The following is a 20,632-nucleotide window of genomic DNA, read 5'->3' as shown; positions in this document are numbered from 1 at the left end:
TGCTCAATGCCCGTCCGGCCAAGAATTTTCGGTCCTGAGCCGGTCAGTCCTCGAGCATGTCAGAGGTCAGGTTTGCCTCGGTGCCGGGGATGCCCAGCTCCGCCGCCCGCTTGTCTGCGGTGGCGAGCAGCCGACGAATCCGCCCAGCAATCGCATCCTTGGTCAACGGCGGCTTGTGGAGCTGACCCAGTTCCTCCAGCGACGCCTGCTTGTGCTCCACCCGGAGCATGCCAGCGGCCCGAAGGTTGTCGGGCAGGTCATCGCCCAGGATCTCCAGGGCGCGCTCCACCCGAGCACCCGCCGCGACGGCGGCACGAGCCGACCGGCGCAGGTTGGCGTCGTCGAAGTTGGCCAGTCGGTTCGCCGAGGCGCGGACCTCCTTGCGCATCCGGCGTTCCTCCCAGGCCAGCAGGGATTCATGTGCCCCCATCCGCGTCAGCAGCGCCGAGATGGCGTCACCGTCCCGGATCACCACCCGATCCACCCCGCGTACCTCGCGGGACTTCGCGGTGATGCCGACGCGCCGGGCGGCACCGACCAACGCCAGCGCGGCCTCCCCGCCGGGTGCGGTCACCTCCAGCGACATCGAGCGGCCCGGTTCGGTCAGCGAACCGTGGGCCAGGAACGCGCCCCGCCAAGCGGCAACAGCGTCGCAGTCGCCGCCGCTGACGACCTGGGGCGGCAGTCCCAGGGTGGGACGACCGCGGCCGTCGACCAGTCCGGTCTGACGGGCCAAAGATTCGCCGTCCTTGATGAGACGCAGCAGATAGCGAGTGCCGCGGCGCAACCCCGAACCGCTCACCACCACCAGTTCGCTGTCCAAGCCGTACAACTCGGTGATGGAACTGCGCAGTCGTCGAGCAGCGGCACCGGTGTCCAACTCAGACTCAACCACAATCCGACCACCGGCCAGGTGCAGGCCGCCGGAGAAACGCAGGGTCGCCGCGATCTCAGCGCGGCGGCAGCAGGGCTTGGTGACCTCGACGGTCGACAGTTCCGCCTTCAGCTGCTGAGTCATCGCCATGGCGCAATCTTGGCACATGCGTTCCAGCCGCGGTGGGCGTCAGTTGAGACCCATGACCTCGGCGTACGCCGAGGCCAGCCGCAGCGGGTCGTGGCGGGGTGAGCCATCACGCATCGCCAGGTCCTGCACCACCAGCTCGGCACCCAGCGCCGTCGCGTACGCCTCCATGTGGCGCCGCTCGGAGGCGACGAATCCAGAATCGGCCAGGACCACGTCGAGCCGGAGCTGCGGTGCATGCTCGGCCAGGATCTCGAGGTGTTGGGCGGGGCTGACTCCCTGGGTCTCACCGGCTGGTTCCAGGTTGAGGACCAGACACCGATGGGCCTCGGTGGTGATGATGGCATGGGCCAGGTCGGGCACCAGCAGGTGCGGGATGACCGAGGTGAACCAGGACCCCGGCCCCAAGGTGACCCAGTCGGCCTCCATGATCGCGGCGATCGACTCCGGCGTCGACGGCGGCGAGTCCGGCATCAGGCGTACGGCAACGACCTCACCTGAGGTGGTGGCGACGGTGGCCTGCCCGGTGATGGTGACCGGGTCGTCGGGACGGTCCGGATCGTCGCCGATCACGTCCGCCTCGATCACCAACGGCACCGAGGACATTGGCAACACCCGGCCGCGGGCGCGCAGCAGCCTGCCGACCATGTCGAGGCCAGCCACCGGATCCAGTTGCTGCCACAACCCGGCGATCAGCAGGTTGCCGATGGCGTGGCCGGCCAACGGGCCCTCGCCGCCGAATCGGGACTGCAGCACCTTCGCCCAGGTGCGCCCGGTGTTGTCATCACCACACAACGCCGCCAGCGCCATCCGTAGGTCGCCGGGGGGCAGACAGTCGAGCTCGTCCCGCAGCCGTCCCGACGAGCCGCCGTCGTCGGCGACGGTCACGACGGCGGTGAGTTGGTCGGTGACCCGGCGCAGCGCGCTCAGATTGGCGTGCAGGCCGTGCCCGCCGCCCAAGGCCGTGACCCGGGGCAGCTCAAGCATCCCCTCGACCCTCATGCGCGCTCCAGGTCCCGGTGGATCACCGAGGTCGGGATGTCCTTGGAACGCAGCATCTCGGCGATGGCCTCCGACATCGCCACCGAACGGTGTCGGCCACCGGTGCAGCCCACCGCCAGCGTGACGAACCGTTTGCCTTCCCGCACGTAGCCTTCATGGGCGATCTGGATCAGGTCCTCCAGGCCGCGGAGGAAATCGCGGGCGCCGGGTTGGGCCAGGACGTACTCGCTGACCGGAGCGTCACAGCCGCTGTGGGGTCGCAACTCAGGCACCCAGTGCGGGTTGGGCAGGAAGCGGACGTCCACCACGGTGTCGGCGTCGATGGGCAGCCCGTGCTTGAACCCGAAGGACATCACCGCAACCCGAAGTCGATCCTCGTCGGGGCCGCCGTAGGCGTTGGTGACTCGGGCACTGAGCTGGTGGACGTTGATCGAGGACGTGTCGATGACCAGGTCGGCCGACGCTCGCATCGAAGACAGCAGAGCGCGTTCTCGGCGCAGCCCGTCGAGCAGGGTGTCATCGGCCTGCAGCGGCAGCGGGCGGCGTACCGACTCCTGCCGCCGCACGATCACCTCGTCACTGGCCTCCAGGAACAGAATCTCCGGGTCGGCGCCGGCCTCGGCCAGCGCCCTCAGACCACCAGCCAGGTCCTCGAACATCGCCCGGGTGCGGACGTCGGCGACCACCGCCAACTGGCGGATCCCCTTGTCGCTGACCACTTGGGCCAGTTCCAGCAGCATGCCTGGCGGAAGGTTGTCCACGACGTACCAGCCGAGGTCCTCGAGAGCGTGTGCCGCGGTGCGCCGGCCGGCACCCGAGACGCCGCTGACGATGACCACGCGCAACTCCGAGGGCAGTTCGCCCCCGGCGTCCCAGGTGTCGTCACCCACGTTCATCTCGGCTCCTTCCCTGACAGCCTCAGTCCTGGTCGACCTACGACCACGGTAGAGCGCAGCCTAGTTGGCTTGCTCCCCCGCGGTCAGTCCAGCACCTCACCGGTGGCCATGTTGACCGCTTCACCGGCCGGCTGGTCGCGCAGCGCGTCGACCACTGCTTGGGCGGTGGCCGGCCCGAAGCCGGGCAGCTCGGCAATCTCGGTCGCGGTCGCGGCGCGCAGCTTCCTCACCGAGCCGTAGCGGCGCATCAGCGTGGTGCGGCGCACCTCCCCCAGCCCCGGCACCGAGTCCAGCACGGACTCCACCATCGCCTTGGTGCGGCGGCCGCGGTGGTGGGTGATGGCAAACCGGTGCGCCTCGTCGCGGAGCCGCTGCAGCAGATAAAGGCCCTCGCTGGTGCGCGGCAGGATCACCGGGTGGTCGTCGTCAGGGACCCAGACCTCCTCCAGTCGCTTGGCCAGGCCACACAACGGGATGTCGATGCCGAGCTCGGCCATCGCCTGCTGGGCGGCCGCCACCTGGGGTTGACCGCCGTCGACCACGACCAGCCCCGGGGCGTACGCGAACTTCTTCGGCGCACCAGTGTCGGGGTCGCGCAGTTGAGGGGCATCGGCGCTGCCGTCGTCGCGGGCCTGCGCGGCGCTGTCCTGCTCGGCGAGCATCCGGCGGAATCGGCGGGTGATGACCTCGTGCATCGACTTCACGTCGTCGGAGTGATCCGTGCTGCGGATGATGAAGCGGCGATACTCGCTCTTGCGGGGCAGGCCATCCTCAAAGACCACCATCGATCCGACGATCTCCTGGCCTTGGGTGTGGGAGATGTCATAGCACTCGATCCGCAGCGGCGGCTCGTCCAGGTCCAAGGCGGTGGCGATCTCCTCGAGAGCCCGGTTGCGCGTGGTGAGGTCCGCGGCCCGTTTGACCTTGTGTTTGCTCAGGGTCTCACCGGCGTTGCGGGTGACGGTCTCGAGCAGGATCCGCTTGTCGCCGCGCTGCGGCACTCGGACCTTGACCGCCGAGCCGCGCAGTTCGGTGAGCAGTTCCGCCATCGCGTCCTCGCCACTGGCCGGAGCGTGGGAGACCAGCACCTCGCGGGGCACGGTGGGGCCGTCGGTCGCGTCCGTCTCGGCGTACAACTGGAGCAGGAAACTCTCCATCAGGCTGCTGGTGTCTGCGTCGTCGACCCGGTCAGCGACCCAACCGCGTTCGCCCCGCACCCGGCCACCGCGCACGTGGAAGATCTGTACGCCGACCTCCAACGGGTCATCGGCCAGGGCGACCACATCAGCGTCTGTGCCGTCAGGCAGCACGATCGCGTTCTTCTCGGTGGCCTTGCGCAGGGCGGCCAAGTCGTCACGCAGCACGCCGGCGCGTTCATACTCCATCGCCTCGGCCGCTCGGGCCATCTCCCGTTCCAGGCGGCCGATCATCGCCTTGCTGCGCCCCGACAGGAAGGCGACCATGTCGGCGGCAATCTCGCGGTGCTGCTCGGGTGACACGCGGCCGACGCAGGGGGCCGAACACTTGTCGATGTAGCCGAGCAGGCAGGGCCGGCCGGCCGCCTTCGCGTTGTTGAAGACGCCCTTGGAACAGGAGCGCATCGGGAACACCCGCAGCAGCAGATCGACCGTTTCGCGGATGGCCCAGGCCTGCCCGTAGGGACCGAAGTAGCGGGTGCCCTTGCGCTTGGCGCCGCGGCCCACGAAGATCCGCGGAAACTCCTCACTCCAGGTGATCGCCAGCCAGGGGTAGGACTTGTCATCGCGGTACTTGACGTTGAAGCGGGGGTCGTACTGCTGGATCCAGGTGTATTCCAGCTGCAGCGACTCAACCTCGGTCGCGACCACGGTCCATTCGACCCGTTCGGCGGTGCGCACCATGGTCTGGGTACGCGGGTGGAGTCCCGCGAGGTCGCCGAAGTAGGAGTTCAGGCGTTGTCGCAGGTTCTTCGCCTTGCCGACATAGATGACCTGCCCGGTCCCGTCGATGAAGCGATAGACGCCGGGCTCGGTCGGGATCGTGCCGGGCGCCGGACGATAAGTTGCCGGATCCGCCATTGCTTCAGAGTAGTTCGTCGCTGTGACATGGCGGACCTGAACGAGGTCGCCGGACCATCCTCGGATGCAGGATCAAAAGCTGCTGGTCAGGGCGGCTAGGTTTGACTCCGACCACAGGAGGAAGACATGACGCCGAGCCGCCGCATGATTCTCGGGAGCGCAGCCGCTCTCACCGCCGCCGTCGCCACGGGCTGCCAGCGCGGAGTGAAGCAGCCCGCCGAGGTGGCGCCGCTGACCATCAAGAAGTCCGACATCCCGGTCGGCCAAGCCGTCATCTTCACCGAGGGCTACGTCGTCTCCCAGCCCGTTGAGGGCGAGTTCCACGCCTACTCCAACATCTGCACCCACCAGCACTGCCCGATCGGCCGCATCATCGACGGCGTCGCCGAATGCAGCTGCCACGGATCCCGCTTCGACCCAACGGACGGATCGGTCGTCCAAGGACCCGCGACTGTCGGCCTCACCGAGGCACTCATCACCGATCAGGGCGAGGAGCTCAAGCTGCAGCTGTGAGGCTGCAATCGGTCCGACCACTCGCACGCCACCTGCACCTGGCTCGACGCTGCCGTGGCGCCGCGCCAGTGGAGTCGGCCGCGCAATCAAGGCCACGGGGCTCGGCGGCCGCATTCACCGACGGTCGACTCACCTCACGAGCAATCTGCACACGTTTGTTCGATTGCACACCCGAGGCTCTCGTTTTTGTCGGCGCCCCCAGGTAGACTGAAGGCATTCAATCGAACATCAGTTCGGCGCATCGATGGAGGTGAATCCCGTGACCGATCCACACACCGCAGCAGCGCTCGAGGTGATCTCTGAGATCCGTGCCGCTCGGCAGGAGAGGTTGGAGGCGGAGGCGCGGGAGTTCATGAAGGTCGCCGAGTTTGCCGACCTCTACGACGCCGACTGGTACGCCATCGAGTACCCGAACGGCCCCGGCCCGGTCGGGGAACGGTTGGTGCGTCCTGGCGGTGAGGGGACGCCGTTGGTCGGCGAGTTCTGTGTTCTCGAGTTGGGTGCGGCGCTGGGGATCTCGGGTGACGAAGCACACCTGTTGCTCGCGGATTCACTCGCGTTGCGGGGTCGGTTCCCGAAGACGTGGACAGTGCTCGGTGAAGGGAAGCTGCGGGTGTGGCAGGTACGCCGCCTCATCGGCGAAACCCGCGAGCTGCCCGTCGAGCTGTGCACCAAGATCGACGCCCAGGTCGCGGAGTTCGGGACCTCCATGGGCAAACAAGCCCTCAAGAACCTGATCGAAGCCATCGTCCTCGAACACTCACCCGAAACCGCACAGACTGCGCACGAGGCGCAGCTCGCCGGCCGGCATGTATCGATCGACCACCGCGGCGACGGCGTCGTCCGTGAAATTCATGCCAGCGTCGACGTGACCACCGCGATCCACCTGGACGCGCAACTGAATCGGATCGCGACGATCATCGGCCAGAGCCAACTCCGCAACCGCCAAGCCGACACCACTACAGGCGATGTGCCAGCGACCATGGACCCGCGCGAGATCCGCAGGGCCCTCGCGTTGGGGATCCTCGCCACGCCGGCCCGGGCCCTGCACCTGCTGCAGGACTCGCTGATCGACGAGCTTGATGACGCCGAGCTGACCGCCGCGCCAGGGGATGCGGATCTGAACCTTGGCGGTGGAGCTGCAGAGGGACAGGGCACTGGGTGCCCGATGGCGAGTTCACCCGCTCACACCTGCGGGCAGATCACTGTCGACCCGACCAAGCTCCTGCCGAAAGCCCAGTTGATCGTCCACGTGACCGATGCCAGCCTGAAGGACGGCGGCGTTGCCCGCGTTGAAGGCGTCGGCCCGGTCCTCACCAGCTGGTTGAAAGACCTCCTGGCTGACTCCCACGTGACCGTCCGGCCGGTGTTGGCACCGGACCAGGCCTGGGCGACCGAGACGTACGAGATCCCCGAAGCCATGCGCGAATGGGTGACACTCAGAAACCCGAGGTCGATGTTCCCGTTCTCGAACCGCAACAGCGGCCACCTCGACATCGACCACACCCAACCCTGGATCCTCCCGCCGCTGGCAGTCCTCCCCGACCCAGACACCCAAGACGGGGACCCGCCGGACCGGCATCCACCCGACGGCCATCCACCTGAAGATCTGCCACAGACCCGGCCCGGCAACCTCGCACCCCTCACTCGTAAGGAACACCGCGCCAAAACCCACGCCAGCTGGCATGTCGTCCAACCCAGCCCAGGCATCCTCCTGTGGACCTCACCACTCGGCTTCCACTACCTCGTCACCGCCAGCCACTGCTGGCTCATCCACGACCCCCACGACACCATCAACGAAGACGCCACAGCAGCCGCGGCCTGAACACCACCACCTGACAGCCCCCGCCCCACCGGGGCCATCAGGCTGCCCAGTCCACCGGCCAGTACTCTCCGTCACCGGCCATGGGGTCGGAGCCAAGCCGTTTCACCTCAGGCCACCGCGATGGCGTCCAACTCGACCAATTGGCCCGGCACCGCGAGTCCGGCGACGCCGAGCATCGTGGTGGTGGGCGCGACCCCTGCCTGAGCTCGCCCAAGGCGAGGAGGTCGGCGAGGTCGACCACACCCCGTACCCGGCGAGCAAGCTGGAGCTGGCCCTCCTGCCACCGGAGCTCATCACCGCGCCTGGCCCGGAGTACCACCCGTCACAGCTGGACTACGGCATGCAGCTCAGCCTCGAGGTCACCGCTGGCGACCGCTTGTGGGCGGCGTGGGCGGCCGGTGGCGACAGTGACTGGGCCTTCACCCTGCTGGCGCGCAGCGATGATCGCGGCGACACCTGGTCCGACCCGATCCTGGTGATCGACCCGAGCAATGGGCCCGAGCTGCGCCGCCGCACATTGGTGGCGAATCTGTGGTGTGACCCTGGCGGCCGGCTCTGGTTCTTCTTCGATCAGTCAGTCGGCTTCTTCGACGGGCGAGCTGGCGTGTGGGCCATCCACACCGACATCCCGGATGCCACGAAGCCCACTTGGTCGAAGCCCCAGCGGATCTGGCACGGCGCGGCCCTCAGCAAGCCTACGGTCGCCACCGACGGCACCAGGCTGCTGCCGGTGTCCCTGTGGAACCGCAGCAAAATCCACGACCCACGCATGGCCGACGAGCAGCATGAGCTCGACGAACTTCGAGGAGCGCATGTGCTCGCCTCCACAGACGAAGGACTCACCTGGCACCGCCGCGGTTGCGTTCGGTTCGAGGAATCCGCCGTCGACCGCGCTGAGGTTCGGTGCCCTACTTCGACGTCGCCTTGGCTCGCGCCTTCTTCGCAGGAGCCTTCTTGGCGGGCCCCTTCTTCGCAGGAGCCTTCGTGGCCGGCGCCTTCTTCTCCGCTCCCGCCTTGCTGGAACGAGCCGCCCGGGAGGTGGCTGAGGCAACCTGCTCACCGACCGGCACCGGCTGCTCATTGAGCACCTCAGCCAGGAACTGGCCGGTGTACGAGGCCGGGATCGCAGCAATCTGTTCGGGGGTGCCCTCGGCGATCACCTCACCGCCACCCGAGCCGCCTTCGGGGCCCATGTCGATGACCCAGTCGGCCATCTTGATGACATCCAGGTTGTGTTCGATCACCAGCACGGAGTTGCCGTTGTCGACCAGCCGGTTGAGCACGCCGAGCAGCTTGCGGATGTCCTCGAAGTGCAGACCCGTGGTCGGCTCGTCCAGCACGTACAGAGTGCGGCCGGTGCTGCGCCGCTGCAGTTCGCTGGCGAGCTTGACGCGCTGCGCCTCGCCACCGGACAGGGTCGGCCCAGCCTGCCCCAGACGTACATAGCCAAGACCCACGTCCACCAGCGTCTGCAGGTGCCGGGAGATCAGCGGCAGCGCAGCGAAGAAGTCGAGGGCCTCCTCGATCGGCATCGCCAACACCTCGGCGATCGACTTGCCCTTGTAGTGCACCTCGAGCGTCTCGCGGTTGTAGCGCGCACCGCCACACACCTCACATGGCACGTAGACGTCGGGCAGGAAGTTCATCTCGATCTTGATGGTGCCCTCGCCCATGCAATTCTCGCAGCGACCGCCCTTGACGTTGAAGCTGAATCGGCCGGGTTGGTAGCCACGCACCTTCGCCTCAGGGGTCTCCGCAAACAGCCGCCGCATGTGGTCGAACACGCCGGTGTAGGTCGCCGGATTGGACCGAGGTGTACGCCCGATGGGCGACTGATCAACGTGGATCACCTTGTCGAGCTGGTCGGTCCCCTCGATCCGCCGATGCCGGCCCGGCACGGTGCGGGCCCGGTGCAGTTCCTTGGCCAGCGCCCTGTGCAGGATCGAATTGACCAGGGTGGACTTGCCGGAACCAGACACGCCGGTGACCGCCACCAGCTGGCCCAGCGGCACGTCGACCGACACATTGCGCAGGTTGTTCTCCTGGGCCTCGACGATGCGCAGCGCCCGCTCCGGATTGCGACCGCGGCGAGCGGCGGGCAGCGGGATCGAGCGGCGACCGGTCAGGTACTGCCCGGTCAGCGAGTGCTCACAGGCCAACAACTCCGACACCGGACCACTGACCACGACATTGCCGCCGTGCTCGCCAGCACCGGGGCCGATGTCGACGGCCCAGTCGGCGACCCGGATGGTGTCCTCGTCGTGCTCCACCACGATCAGCGTGTTGCCGAGGTCCCGGAGCCGCACCAAGGTGTCGATGAGGCGCCGGTTGTCCCGTTGGTGCAGGCCGATCGAGGGCTCGTCCAAGACGTACAGAACCCCGACCAGGCCCGACCCGATCTGGGTCGCGAGCCGAATCCGTTGCGCCTCACCACCGGACAGCGTCGCTGCCGGCCGGGAGAGCGTCAGATAGTCCAGACCGACGTCCAGCAGGAACTCCAGCCGGATGTCGATCTCCTTGACCACACGCTGGGCGATCGCCGCCTCGCGCTCGCTCAGCTCGACTGTCGCCAGAAACTCACGCGCCTGCGCGATCGACAGGTCCGCCACCTCGGCGATGCTCTTGTCCCCCACCGTCACCGCCAGACTGGTCGGCTTCAGCCGAGCACCCTGACAGGTCGGACACGGCACTTCGCGCATGAAGCCACCGAACCGCTCCCGCGCCGAGTCCGTCTCGGCCTCACCGTGACGACGCTTGACGTAAGGGATGACGCCTTCGTACTTGGCGTTGTAGACCCGGGTGCGCCCCCAGCGGTTCTTGTGGCTGACCGTCACCTTCTCCGGGATTCCGTGCAGCAGCAGGTCCTGTATCGAGCGGGGCAAGTCCCGCCACGGCGTGTCCAGGCTGAAGTCATGCTCCTTGGCCAGGGCGCCGAACAGGTTCTGGAAGTAGCCAGCGATGTGAGCATGGGCCCACGGCGCGACCGCGCCGTCATTCAGGCTCAACGAGTCGTCGGGGACGATCAGGTCGAAGTCGACCTCCATCGTGGTGCCCAGGCCCGTGCACGCCGGACAGGCGCCCCACGGGCCATTGAAGGAGAACTGACGCGGCTCGAGCTCCTCCATCTGTACGTCGTGGCCGTTGGCGCAGGCGAGCCGCTCCGAATAGCGGCGTTCCCGCTCCGGGTCCGCGGCAGGCAGGTCGACGAAATCGATCGCCACCACACCGTCGGCAAGTCGAAGGGCGGTCTCCACCGAGTCAGTGAGTCGGCGTTTCGCAGACGGCTTGATCGCCACCCGGTCCACGACGACGTCAATGTTGTGTTTACGCTGCTTGTCCAGCGCCGGCGGATCCGTGAGCGGATGGACCTGATCGTCGATCCGGACGCGGGCGTACCCCTCGCTCGCCAGCCGTCGCAGCAGGTCGACGTGTTCGCCCTTACGGCCCCGCATCACCGGAGCCAGCACCTGCAATCGGGTGCCCTCGGCCAGTTCGAGCAGCCGGTCCACGATCTGCTGCGGGGTCTGTCGGGTGATCGGCGCACCACATTCAGGGCAGTGTGGCCGGCCCGCCCGCGCGAACAGCAACCGCAGGTAGTCGTAGACCTCAGTGATGGTGCCGACCGTGGAGCGCGGGTTGCGGTTGGTCGACTTCTGGTCGATCGACACTGCCGGCGACAGGCCTTCGATGAAGTCCACGTCAGGCTTGTCCATCTGCCCCAGGAACTGGCGGGCGTACGCCGACAGCGACTCGACGTAGCGTCGCTGCCCCTCGGCGAAGATCGTGTCGAAGGCGAGTGATGACTTCCCCGATCCCGACAGGCCGGTGAAGACGATGAGGGCGTCCCGGGGCAACTCCACCGACACATTGCGGAGATTGTGTTCCCGGGCACCACGCACGACGAGTTGATCAGTCACGGCGCCATCCTAGAACCCACCCACGACAGAAACTGTCCGGATCTGTGACGGCCCCGGTCGCGGTGGGTGGTCACGACCGCGGGCAGGGCCTAGGTTGGACCCATGTCTGCCCCCGACAGCCCCGGCACCGAATTCCCCGGTCCCGACATCGTCCGCCACCGTGTCCAGGAGGCGACCCAACGCCTGCTCGGGGACACGATCTCGTTGTCCGACGAGGACTGGCAGGCACCATCGGCGCTGCCCGGCTGGACCCGGGCCCACATCGCCAGCCATCTGGCTCGTAATGCCGAGGGCCTGGCGGGCTTGTTGGAACAGGTCCGGGCCGGCGAACCCGCGGCCGTCTACGACTCCGCCGACGCCCGCGACCTCGCCATCGAGCGCGGGTCGGAACGGTCCGGGCTCGACCTCCAGATCGACCTCGACACCAGCGCCGGTCAACTCGCCCAGGCCTGGAGCAACGTGCCCGCCGAACTGTGGCAGGAAGAGGTGACCATGGGCACCCGCCGGGTTGCGCTGGGTCTCGCCCCGCTGGCACGACTCCAAGAGGTGTTGGTGCACCACGTCGACCTGGCCTGCGGTTTCAGCTTCGAGGACATCCGCGCCGACACCGCCGTCTGGCTGCTGCGCTGGACCGGCCTGCAGCGGCGAATGCCACCCACCACCCTCACCACCGACGATGGTCAGACCATCGTGCTGGGTGGGACCGCTGACGACTCCGAGCAGCCGGTGGACGACAATGATGAACCACGCCGATTGGTGGGTCATCCGGCTCGGTTGCTGGGCTGGCTCACCGGTCGCGTCGATGCCAACGCGGTACAGGGCGCCGGCCCCTCCGGACGGCCTCTGTGAGGAGTGAGGAGCAGCTGTGACCTCGGAACACCATCCGGCTTTCCACACCGAGCCCGGCGCGGGCCCGGTGACCTTGGTCGAGTCTGCCGAGCTCACCGTCCGCAAAGTGGCGGTCGGCCCCATGGACAACAACGCCTACCTGCTTCGTACGCCGCGCACCAGCGCCCTCATCGATGCGGCGGCCGAGGCGGACACCATCGCCGCCGAGCTTGCTGGACGTCCGGTGGCGGCGATCATCACCACGCACCAACACCACGACCACATCGGCGCTCTCTCCGAGCTCATCCTGGCGACCGGAGCCGAACCGGTCTGTGGCGAAGCCGACGCGGATGCCATCCGTGAACAGACCCGGGTGCTGTGCCGGCCGGTGGTCCACGGCGAACGAATCGCGATCGACGATGGCCTCGAACTCGAAGTGATCAGCCTGGTCGGCCACACGCCTGGATCCATCACCTTGGTGCTGCAGACCCAGGACCGCACGCTGTTGTTCACCGGCGACTCGCTCTTTCCCGGCGGCCCGGGCAAGACCGGATCGCCGCACGACTTCGCCTCGTTGATGGACCATCTGACTGAACGCATCTTCGACCGTTTTGAGGACGCCGAAGTCCATCCGGGACACGGTGATTCGACCACGCTGGCCGCGGAGCGGCCACACCTGCACGAGTGGCGCGCCCGCGGTTGGTGAAATCAGGCCGCAGCGTCGCTCAGGCCACAGAATCGCGGAGGGCAACCGCCGCACGCAGCACGTGCCCAGCCTCACCGACATACCAGTTGTCCCCCCCCCCAGCCGGTCCCGTACCGCTCCCGCAGCGCATCGAAGAACCGCAGCACGTCAGCGCCGTCCCCCATCAGCACCGCGGAGCCGGGTCGTAGTCGTACACGAACACGGTGCCGGGGATGCCGTACGGATCCTGCTCTGCGGTGTTGAGGTGGTCCAGGTACCACTGAAGGTAGTTGGCCAACGTCGCCGGGATCTGTGGGTCGGACACCTGGGCGAGTCCCATCGGCCCCCAGGACACGAAATAGGGCGTGATGGTGGTGTCGTTCGGGGCCAGCAGCGCGCCGCTGGGCAGCCGCTTCGACAGGATGAAGTCGGCTTGCTCGTCGATCATGCGGTCGACCGATGAGGAAGTCGGACGCGGCGCCGCGTGAGCCCCGAGGGTTGGCGGGACCGCTGCGGCCACAGCCGCAAGTCCGGCCGCGCCGAGCACGCTGCGACGGGTGAGAGTTCGGCTCTCACGGCGCCATGGGTCGGGGTGGTGATTCATCAGGAGCTCCTTCGCTGGACGATGAACTGCTGACGACCCTAGCCTGCCTTCGCGCGTGTCGGAACCCTGCTTACTTCGTCGCCTCCACCATCTGTCGCAGCTCCTTCTTGAGGTCGGAGACCTCGTCACGCAACCGCGCAGCCAGCTCAAACTCGAGGTTCTGCGCCGCGGCATGCATCTGGTCGGTCAGCTGGTGCACCAGATCGGCGAGCTCTGCTGCGGGCAGTTCGGACCGGGCAGCAGAGTTCGGCAGCCCCGGCGTGGGCGCCACCGGCTTGTCCGAAGTGCGGGTCCGCTTCATCAACTCGTCGGTGTCGGCATCCTCGCGGGCCAGCATGTCGGTGATGTCGGCGATCCGCTTGCGCAGCGGCGTCGGGTCAATGCCGTGTTCCTTGTTGTACGCGATCTGGATGTCGCGGCGCCGGTTGGTCTCCTCGATCGCGCGTTCCATCGAATCGGTGATCTTGTCGGCGTACATGTGGACCTGACCGTTGACGTTGCGGGCGGCACGGCCGATGGTCTGGATCAGCGACCGATCACTGCGCAGGAAGCCCTCCTTGTCTGCGTCCAGGATCGCCACCAGTGACACCTCAGGCAGGTCCAGGCCCTCCCGCAACAGGTTGATGCCGACCAGCACGTCGTACTCGCCCATCCGCAACTCCCGCAGCAGCTCGACCCGACGGAGGGTGTCGACCTCGGAGTGCAGATAACGCGTCTGGACACCGTTCTCGAGCAGATAGTCGGTGAGGTCCTCGGCCATCTTCTTGGTCAGCGTGGTCACCAGCACCCGCTCGTTGCGGGCGGTGCGCTGCCGGATCTCGCCCATCAGGTCATCGATCTGTCCCTTGGTCGGCTTCACGACCACCTCGGGGTCGACCAGGCCGGTGGGTCGGATGATCTGCTGCACGACGCCATCGCTGCGGGCGGTTTCGTACGCCCCTGGCGTCGCTGACAGATAGACCGTCTGGCCGATACGTTCGGTGAACTCCTCGAACCGCAGCGGCCGGTTGTCCATCGCGCTCGGCAGTCGGAAACCGAAGTCGACCAGGGTGCGCTTGCGGGACATGTCGCCCTCATACATGCCGCCGATCTGCGGCACGGTCACGTGGGACTCGTCGATGACCAGCACGAAGTCCTCGGCGAAGTAGTCCAGCAGACAGTTCGGGGCCGACCCGGGCGCGCGGCCATCGATGTGGCGCGAGTAGTTCTCGATGCCCGAACAAGTGCCGATCTGACGCATCATCTCGATGTCATAGCTGGTCCGCATCCGCAGCCGCTGCGCCTCCAGCAGCTTGTTCTGGGTCTCCAACTCAGCCAGCCGCTCCTCGAGCTCGGCCTCGATGCCCGCGATCGCGCGCTCCATCCGCTCCGGCCCGGCGACGTAGTGGCTGGCCGGGAAGATGTACATCTCGGAGTTCTCCCGGGTCACCTCACCTGTGAGCGGGTTGAGGGTGGACATCTGGTCGATCTCGTCGCCGAAGAACTCGACCCGCCACGCCAACTCCTCCCACATCGGAAACACCTCGACCGTGTCGCCCCGGACCCGGAAGGTGCCACGGGTGGCAGCCAGGTCGTTGCGGGCGTACTGGATGCCGACCAGCTGGTGCAGGAAGTCGTCACGGTCCAGTGTCTCCCCCACCTGGAGCCGGATCATCCGGTCGACGTACTCCTGGGGCGTGCCCAGACCGTAGATCGCTGACACGGTGGCGACCACGATGCAGTCCCGCCTGGTCAATAGTGAGGCGGTTGCGGAGTGCCGCAGCCGCTCCACCTCCTCGTTGAGGGAGGAATCCTTCTCGATGTAGGTGTCGGTCTGCGGGACGTACGCCTCAGGTTGGTAGTAGTCGTAGTAACTGACGAAGTACTCGACGGCGTTCTCCGGGAAGAAGTGACGCAGTTCGTTGGCGAACTGGGCCGCCAAGGTCTTGTTGGGCTGCATCACCAGCACCGGACGCTGCAACCGCTCGGTGAGCCAAGCAACCGTCGCAGTCTTGCCGGTGCCGGTCGCACCCAGCAGCACCACGTCCTGTTCGCCGGCCCTGATCCGCTCCTCCAGCGCGTCGATCGCGGCCGGCTGGTCACCGGCGGGCTCAAAGTCGCTGTGGACGCGAAAGTCGGCCACCTTGCGCTGCAGATCGGTCACGGGTCGCATGACCAACAGCGTACGCGGGCTGGCCGACAGTTTTCGCTGGTAGCGCAGCGGCTCAGCCTTCGGCCAAGTCCTCGAGACCGGTGCTCACGATGCCGGCCCACTCGGGGCCGTACTCCTGGGTCTTGTCCGGGGAGGCGATGAGCACGCCGAGCAGGGCCTTACCGGTCTCCTTGTGGACGAAATAGACGGCGCTGACCCGGATCTTGGACGAACCGCCGCCCGTACTCGAGGTCCCGACAAGGTGACTCTCGGTGCCATACAAGGCCGGATGGATGTCGAGCGTGAGCAAGTCGCCCCGCTCGGCGTTCTGGACAGTCCCACGCTCCTCCAGCTGGTCGAGGTAGTTCGTCATTGCCTCGTCCGAGGTGTGCCCCGGCGCGAATCGGCCCGGCTGGATGTAGATCTGGGTGCCGTCCTTGGCCAGCGTCACCGATCGGTCGTCCTGCTTGACGATGTCCCAGTCCCTCGGCACCGTGAAAGTGATCCCGGAGATCGTGACTTCCTCGTCACCGCTTTGCGGCGTCTGGGTCGGCGGCGCCGATGTCGGCCCCGACGAGGTCGGCCCACTGGTGGGTTCGGTGGTCTGCGGAGCCGTGGTCGGCGGCATCTGCGGCGGTGGCGGATCCTCCTCCTTGGTGAGGAACCATGCCGCGCCTCCGATACCGGCGACCGCGATCAGCGCTGCCACCACGATGCCCACGATCATGGTGGTGGAGGCCCGCTTGGGGCCGGACGGCGGCCGCTGACCGTAGCCGCCCTGCGGGCCGAACTGCTGCTGCCCGTAGCCGCCCTGCTGGCCGTACTGCTGCTGGGGCCCGAAGCCCTGCTGCGGCTGTTGCTGGCCCCAGCCCCCCTGGTCCTGCTGGGGCCCGTAGCCCTGCTGGGGTTGCTGCTGGCCGTAGCCACCCTGACCCTGCTGAGGTCCGTAGCCCTGCTGGGGTTGCTGCTGGCCGTAGCCACCCTGACCCTGAGGTCCGGGCTGACCACCCTGGTTGTATCCGCCCCACTGACTCATCGGTCGCCTCCCTCAGTCGTGCTGTCCTGCGGGTTGTCCTGATCGCGCTGCTGCGACGGCGGGGCCGACTCGGCGGCTCCCGGGGATGCGTTCACGCCCACCGCTTCGGCGACCGGCGCAGCCTTCTTGTCCCGGTGTGGTTTGACCGCCGTACGCGTGTTCGAGCCGCAGGCATTGCAGAAGACTGCACCCTGGACCAACGGCATCTCACAGCGAGGGCAGAACTCCAGTTCGCCGTCGCCGACACCACCGCGTCGGGCAGCGCTCTCCAGCGCGGCCTCCATCAGGCCGTGGTGGAGGACGTTGCGGATCCGCAGGATCAGCACGCCCAAGATCGCCATCCCCCACAGCACCGCGACCATCACCGAGAAGGTCCGGCCATAGGGCAGGAAGGCGAACAGGTAGACACCGCCCTGGTAGAGGATGACCGCGAGCAGCGCCTCCGCGAGGCCCCGGAAGTACCGCGGCGTGAAACCGTCGTAGCCGCGCCCCAGCCCGGAAAACTCCGCACAGGCGATACCGCTGGCGGTGCCGTAGATGAGGGGCTTCACGAAGCCCTCCAGGAACATCAGGGTGGCCCACTGGGCCGGCTCCTGGATGCCGACGAAGCCGCCGGTGACCAGCGGCCAGTGCAGCACGATCGTCTCGAAGCAGGCGTACGCCACACCCGAGATGACACCGAAGGTGAGACCGTCCATCAGGTCGTCGAACTCGGGGCGGCTGGCCAGGATCAACGGACCGACCTGACGGATTGCCTCGCCGACGATCGGCACCAACAGCGCCGTGACCAGGAAACCCTGCACGGTCGGGCCGGCCGACAGGCCGTCGATGCCGGGCAGCACTGGCGCGTCGTTGCGCAGCATCAGCCAAGCCAAGGTCCAGGCGACGGTGAGTGCACCGGTCAGCACGAAGGTCAGTGCGGTGACCGGAATAGGCTCGTCCTCCCACAGGTTCACGTCGTACATGTAGACGATGTAGACGATCGGGATCGAGAAGGCCGCCAGCATCACTGCGAAGGGCAGCGCACCGAAGATCGCCGTCAGCAGCGCCGCTGTCAGGGCGACCAGCAAAGCGACCCGATAGGTCTGGGGCCGATCACCCGCACCGCGCGGCATGATCGAGGACACAATGGCAAAGGACGCCACCGGCTCATCCGGCTTGACGGCGAAAGTCTTGCGTCGGGCCAGATCCGGTGTCCGGACATCCTGACCACAGTTGTGGCAGAAGTGGGACACCTCCGGCATGGTCGCGTGGCAGCGTGGACATTCCACGGTTTTCTCCTCCCCTACGGGTCTGGCGACGAGTTCGGGGGAATCGCCAGCTCCGACCACTTACATGATGGCTCAGAACGCCGGCCCTGTCCGCTCCTGCGGGTCAGAATTCCTACCGCTGGGCCTGACGCTGCGCCAGCGGCGCTCGGTTCCAGTACCGACGGAGCACCTCGACTCTGGGCTCAGACAGACCACGGGCCGCCGCCCGAAGGCGACGACCCGTGGTCTGTGGGCCCGATGGGCCGGGCTTTCAGTCGGCGATCAGTTGCCGCCGCCGGTCAGCTTGTCGCGAAGCGCCTGCAGCGCCTCGTCCGACGCCAGCGAACCCTCGCCCTCGCTGGTGGAGCTGGAGGCGGAGTACGCCGAGCCGGCCTGCGCCGACGGAGCGGCAGCGGCCTCCTCGACGGCATTCTCGGCATCCTCGACCTGGCGCTTGTGAGCTTCCCAGCGAGCCTGGGCCTCGGCGTACTGCTGCTCCCAGGCGGCCTGCTGCTCCTCGTAGCCGGGCTTCCACTCGTTGGTCTCCGGATCGAAGCCCTCGGGGTAGATGTAGTTGCCCTGGTCGTCGTAGGAAGCGGTCATGCCGTACAGCGCCGGGTCGAAGTCGTCGGCGGTCACGTCGACGCTCTCGTTGGCCTGCTTCAGCGACAGCGAGATCCGGCGACGATCGAGATCGATGTCGATGATCTTGACCATGACCTCGTCGTTGACGGTGACGACCTGCTCGGGGATCTCCACGTGGCGCTGGGCCAGTTCGGAGACGTGCACCAGACCCTCGATGCCTTCCTCGACGCGCACGAAGGCACCGAAGGGCACCAGCTTGGTGACGCGACCGGGAACGATCTGGCCGATCTGGTGCAGGCGAGCGAACGCCTGCCACGGGTCTTCCTGGGTGGCCTTCAGCGACAGCGAGACGCGCTCGCGGTCCATGTCGACGTCCAGCACCTCGACGGTGACCTCATCGCCGACCTCGACAACCTCGCCCGGATGGTCGATGTGCTTCCAGGACAGCTCGGACACGTGGACCAGACCGTCGACGCCGCCGAGATCCACGAACGCACCGAAGTTGACGATCGAGGAGACGACACCCTTGCGGATCTGACCCTTCTGGAGCTGGGTGAGGAAGTTCATCCGCACCTCGGACTGGGTCTGCTCCAGCCAAGCGCGGCGGGACAGGACCACGTTGTTGCGGTTCTTGTCCAGCTCGATGATCTTGGCCTCGATCTCAGCGCCCACGTAGGGCTGCAGATCGCGGACCCGGCGCATCTCCACCAGCGACGCGGGCAGGAAGCCACGCAGACCGATGTCGACGATGAGGCCGCCCTTGACCACCTCGATGACGGTGCCGGTGACGACGCCGTCCTCTTCCTTGAGCTTCTCGATCGTGCCCCAGGCGCGCTCGTACTGAGCCCGCTTCTTGGACAGGATGAGGCGACCTTCCTTGTCCTCCTTCTGCTGGACCAGGGCCTCGACCTCATCGCCGACCTGGACCACCTCGAAGGGGTCCACGTCGTGCTTGATGGAGAGTTCCTTGGAAGGGATCACGCCTTCGGTCTTGTAGCCGATGTCGAGGAGAACCTCGTCGCGATCGACCTTGACGACGGTGCCGGTGACGATGTCACCGTCGTTGAAATACTTGATGGTCTTGTCGATGGCCTCAAGAAGGGCTTCGGGCGAGCCGAGGTCATCAACAGCCACCTGAGGGGCAGCCTCGAGGGAGGAGGTCATGTAGTGGGTGCTCCGGTTTTTTGGTGTTGTCGACGGTGCACCGTGACCCCTGACTGGATCACCCATCCCGGCCCTGGCGAGTTGAACTTCCCCTCGGCCGACTCGGCGGGAGAGAATTGAGACTCAACACAAACCCCGGCCCATGGATCGGGCCCAGTCACTGCGCAACCTGCTCGGTCCGAAGTCGCACAGGTCACAGCGCTCAGCTATCGTAACGATTCCTTGCCAGCCGGGTCAATCCGGTTCCCCGATCGCCTGTTCCCGGTTCGACTGGGGGTTGTCGGCATCGCCCCCTAAGATGGTCGCGGCGGGATCAATCTGAGCGGCAGATGAGAGGCGATCGTGAACGCAACCGAACTGTGGCAACGCAAAGGTGTACGCATCGGCACCGGCGTGGGTGTGATCGTCATCTGCCTGGCGTTGGCCCTGGGCTGGTTCCTGACCCAGAACAACAACCAGCCCTCCACGCTGCCGCCGCCTCCCACCACCACGGACACCCCGAGCAGCTCCGCGCCGGCACCGAGCCCGACCCCCGAAGAGCCCGAGCCCTCGACGCCGCCGGCGCCCGCCCCCACCGAGGAGCCCAGCGGCCCCCCGGAAGGCTGCACGGTCGGCGAAATCAACAACCCCAAGCGCTTCATCGTCGAGGACCGCGGCGTCAACTCCCCGGTGCTGTCGCTCGGACTGGACGAGAACGGGGCCGCGGCAGCCCCACCCAAGAACGCCTCCCACACGGTTGGCTGGTACAACGGCGGACCCAAGGTCGGTAGCGAGCAGGGCAATGTCGTCCTGACGATTCACACGTACCGCAACGGCGGTGCCCTCGGCAACGCCTTGGAGGACGGTCTGCTCAAGGCGGGCGACCGCATCGAGATGTCCGGAGACGGCGGCAGCACCGCGTGCTACGAGTTCCGCGAAATGGTGCACCTGAAGGTTTCAGACTACGATCCCGACTCGGACGTGCTGTACACTAACAGCGGCGATCCGCAGCTGGCGATAGTCATCTGTACTGACTTCAACAACTCCACCGGCGAGTGGGATGCGCGCTACATCCTCTATGCAGACCTGGTGACTGACTGAACGGCAAACTGAATGAACCGATTGGCCGCCGCCCTCGG

General features: G+C 67.0%; 15 protein-coding genes and 1 pseudogene. 6 read left to right on the top strand and 10 right to left on the bottom strand.

All coding sequences use genetic code 11. The features are described from left to right. Positions 1 to 43: 43 nt before the first annotated feature. The 4 genes from whiA to uvrC all read right to left on the bottom strand — a co-directional run bounded on the left by whiA (position 44) and on the right by uvrC (position 4,976). Positions 44 to 1,024 carry a DNA-binding protein WhiA gene (whiA, locus tag CGZ91_RS10170; RefSeq protein WP_094454862.1) on the bottom strand — a complete coding sequence of 327 codons (981 nt, stop codon included), beginning with the start codon at positions 1,022 to 1,024 and terminating at the stop codon, positions 44 to 46. 39 nt (positions 1,025 to 1,063) lie between these two features. Beyond that, a complete protein-coding gene (locus tag CGZ91_RS10165; protein ID WP_229116562.1) occupies positions 1,064 to 2,008 on the bottom strand; it encodes a gluconeogenesis factor YvcK family protein in 945 nt (314 codons plus the stop codon). Between the two features lie 11 nt (positions 2,009 to 2,019). After that, complete coding sequence (rapZ, locus tag CGZ91_RS10160; RefSeq protein WP_094450291.1) at positions 2,020 to 2,919, bottom strand: RNase adapter RapZ; 900 nt, start codon at positions 2,917 to 2,919, stop codon at positions 2,020 to 2,022. A gap of 83 nt (positions 2,920 to 3,002) precedes the next feature. Further along, positions 3,003 to 4,976 carry an excinuclease ABC subunit UvrC gene (uvrC, locus tag CGZ91_RS10155; protein WP_094454858.1) on the bottom strand — a complete coding sequence of 658 codons (1,974 nt, stop codon included), beginning with the start codon at positions 4,974 to 4,976 and terminating at the stop codon, positions 3,003 to 3,005. 126 nt (positions 4,977 to 5,102) lie between these two features. Here uvrC and CGZ91_RS10150 point away from each other — a divergent pair, with 126 nt between their 5' ends. From CGZ91_RS10150 to CGZ91_RS15000, 3 genes and pseudogenes are all read left to right on the top strand, one after another. Beyond that, positions 5,103 to 5,489 carry a Rieske (2Fe-2S) protein gene (locus CGZ91_RS10150; protein WP_094454856.1) on the top strand — a complete coding sequence of 129 codons (387 nt, stop codon included), beginning with the start codon at positions 5,103 to 5,105 and terminating at the stop codon, positions 5,487 to 5,489. 259 nt (positions 5,490 to 5,748) lie between these two features. Beyond that, the gene (locus CGZ91_RS10145) at positions 5,749 to 7,314 is read left to right on the top strand and encodes a DUF222 domain-containing protein (RefSeq protein WP_179229313.1); all 1,566 of its coding nucleotides are present in this window, start codon (positions 5,749 to 5,751) and stop codon (positions 7,312 to 7,314) included. Positions 7,315 to 7,654: 340 nt separating this feature from the next. Beyond that, positions 7,655 to 8,170 (top strand): annotated as a pseudogene (locus CGZ91_RS15000) (sialidase family protein); the annotation flags it as partial. A gap of 52 nt (positions 8,171 to 8,222) precedes the next feature. Here the strand turns inward: CGZ91_RS15000 and uvrA are convergent. Continuing rightward, on the bottom strand, positions 8,223 to 11,231 hold the full coding sequence (gene uvrA / locus CGZ91_RS10130) for an excinuclease ABC subunit UvrA (RefSeq protein WP_094454850.1): 3,009 nt from the start codon (positions 11,229 to 11,231) through the stop codon (positions 8,223 to 8,225). 102 nt (positions 11,232 to 11,333) lie between these two features. Here uvrA and CGZ91_RS10125 point away from each other — a divergent pair, with 102 nt between their 5' ends. Both CGZ91_RS10125 and CGZ91_RS10120 read left to right on the top strand, forming a co-directional pair. Then, a complete protein-coding gene (locus CGZ91_RS10125; RefSeq protein ID WP_094454848.1) occupies positions 11,334 to 12,080 on the top strand; it encodes a maleylpyruvate isomerase family mycothiol-dependent enzyme in 747 nt (248 codons plus the stop codon). Between the two features lie 16 nt (positions 12,081 to 12,096). Then, entirely contained in the window at positions 12,097 to 12,765 is a 669-nt protein-coding gene (locus CGZ91_RS10120; RefSeq protein WP_229116561.1) for an MBL fold metallo-hydrolase, read from the top strand. A 163-nt stretch (positions 12,766 to 12,928) separates the two neighbouring features. On the opposite strand, the gene CGZ91_RS10115 is transcribed toward CGZ91_RS10120, so the two are convergent. The 5 genes from CGZ91_RS10115 to rpsA all read right to left on the bottom strand — a co-directional run bounded on the left by CGZ91_RS10115 (position 12,929) and on the right by rpsA (position 19,514). Continuing rightward, a complete protein-coding gene (locus tag CGZ91_RS10115) occupies positions 12,929 to 13,192 on the bottom strand; it encodes a hypothetical protein (RefSeq protein ID WP_094454846.1) in 264 nt (87 codons plus the stop codon). Between the two features lie 226 nt (positions 13,193 to 13,418). Next, positions 13,419 to 15,500: an excinuclease ABC subunit UvrB gene (uvrB, locus tag CGZ91_RS10110; protein WP_094454844.1), complete on the bottom strand. Its 2,082-nt coding sequence runs from the start codon at positions 15,498 to 15,500 to the stop codon at positions 13,419 to 13,421. A 52-nt stretch (positions 15,501 to 15,552) separates the two neighbouring features. After that, positions 15,553 to 16,515, bottom strand: a complete 963-nt coding sequence (locus CGZ91_RS14335; protein WP_179229312.1) for a hypothetical protein — start codon at positions 16,513 to 16,515, stop codon at positions 15,553 to 15,555. Beyond that, on the bottom strand, positions 16,512 to 17,786 hold the full coding sequence (locus tag CGZ91_RS10100) for a PrsW family glutamic-type intramembrane protease (RefSeq protein ID WP_094454842.1): 1,275 nt from the start codon (positions 17,784 to 17,786) through the stop codon (positions 16,512 to 16,514). Before CGZ91_RS10100 ends, CGZ91_RS14335 begins: the two co-directional genes overlap by 4 nt. 261 nt (positions 17,787 to 18,047) lie before the next feature. Next, positions 18,048 to 19,514 (bottom strand): 30S ribosomal protein S1, encoded by a 1,467-nt coding sequence (gene rpsA, locus CGZ91_RS10095; protein WP_094450304.1) that lies wholly within the window; start codon positions 19,512 to 19,514, stop codon positions 18,048 to 18,050. A gap of 342 nt (positions 19,515 to 19,856) precedes the next feature. Between rpsA and CGZ91_RS10090 the strand changes: the two genes are divergently transcribed. Then, entirely contained in the window at positions 19,857 to 20,594 is a 738-nt protein-coding gene (locus CGZ91_RS10090) for a class F sortase (RefSeq protein ID WP_094454840.1), read from the top strand. The last annotated feature ends 38 nt before the right edge of the window (positions 20,595 to 20,632 follow it).

Source organism: Parenemella sanctibonifatiensis (assembly GCF_002250565.1).
GTDB classification, from domain to species: domain Bacteria; phylum Actinomycetota; class Actinomycetes; order Propionibacteriales; family Propionibacteriaceae; genus Parenemella; species Parenemella sanctibonifatiensis.
Note: the sequence above shows the minus strand (reverse complement) of the source record. Positions and strands in the feature narration are given on the sequence as shown.

Coding starts and splice junctions, on each gene's coding strand:
- CGZ91_RS14335 (WP_179229312.1), bottom strand. CDS start 16,515: ATGAGTCAGTGGGGCGGATACAACCAGGGTGGTCAGCCCGGACCTCAG.
- CGZ91_RS10165 (WP_229116562.1), bottom strand. CDS start 2,008: ATGCTTGAGCTGCCCCGGGTCACGGCCTTGGGCGGCGGGCACGGCCTG.
- whiA (WP_094454862.1), bottom strand. CDS start 1,024: ATGGCGATGACTCAGCAGCTGAAGGCGGAACTGTCGACCGTCGAGGTC.
- uvrC (WP_094454858.1), bottom strand. CDS start 4,976: ATGGCGGATCCGGCAACTTATCGTCCGGCGCCCGGCACGATCCCGACC.
- CGZ91_RS10150 (WP_094454856.1), top strand. CDS start 5,103: ATGACGCCGAGCCGCCGCATGATTCTCGGGAGCGCAGCCGCTCTCACC.
- uvrB (WP_094454844.1), bottom strand. CDS start 15,500: ATGCGACCCGTGACCGATCTGCAGCGCAAGGTGGCCGACTTTCGCGTC.
- rpsA (WP_094450304.1), bottom strand. CDS start 19,514: ATGACCTCCTCCCTCGAGGCTGCCCCTCAGGTGGCTGTTGATGACCTC.
- CGZ91_RS10125 (WP_094454848.1), top strand. CDS start 11,334: ATGTCTGCCCCCGACAGCCCCGGCACCGAATTCCCCGGTCCCGACATC.
- rapZ (WP_094450291.1), bottom strand. CDS start 2,919: ATGAACGTGGGTGACGACACCTGGGACGCCGGGGGCGAACTGCCCTCG.
- CGZ91_RS10115 (WP_094454846.1), bottom strand. CDS start 13,192: ATGATCGACGAGCAAGCCGACTTCATCCTGTCGAAGCGGCTGCCCAGC.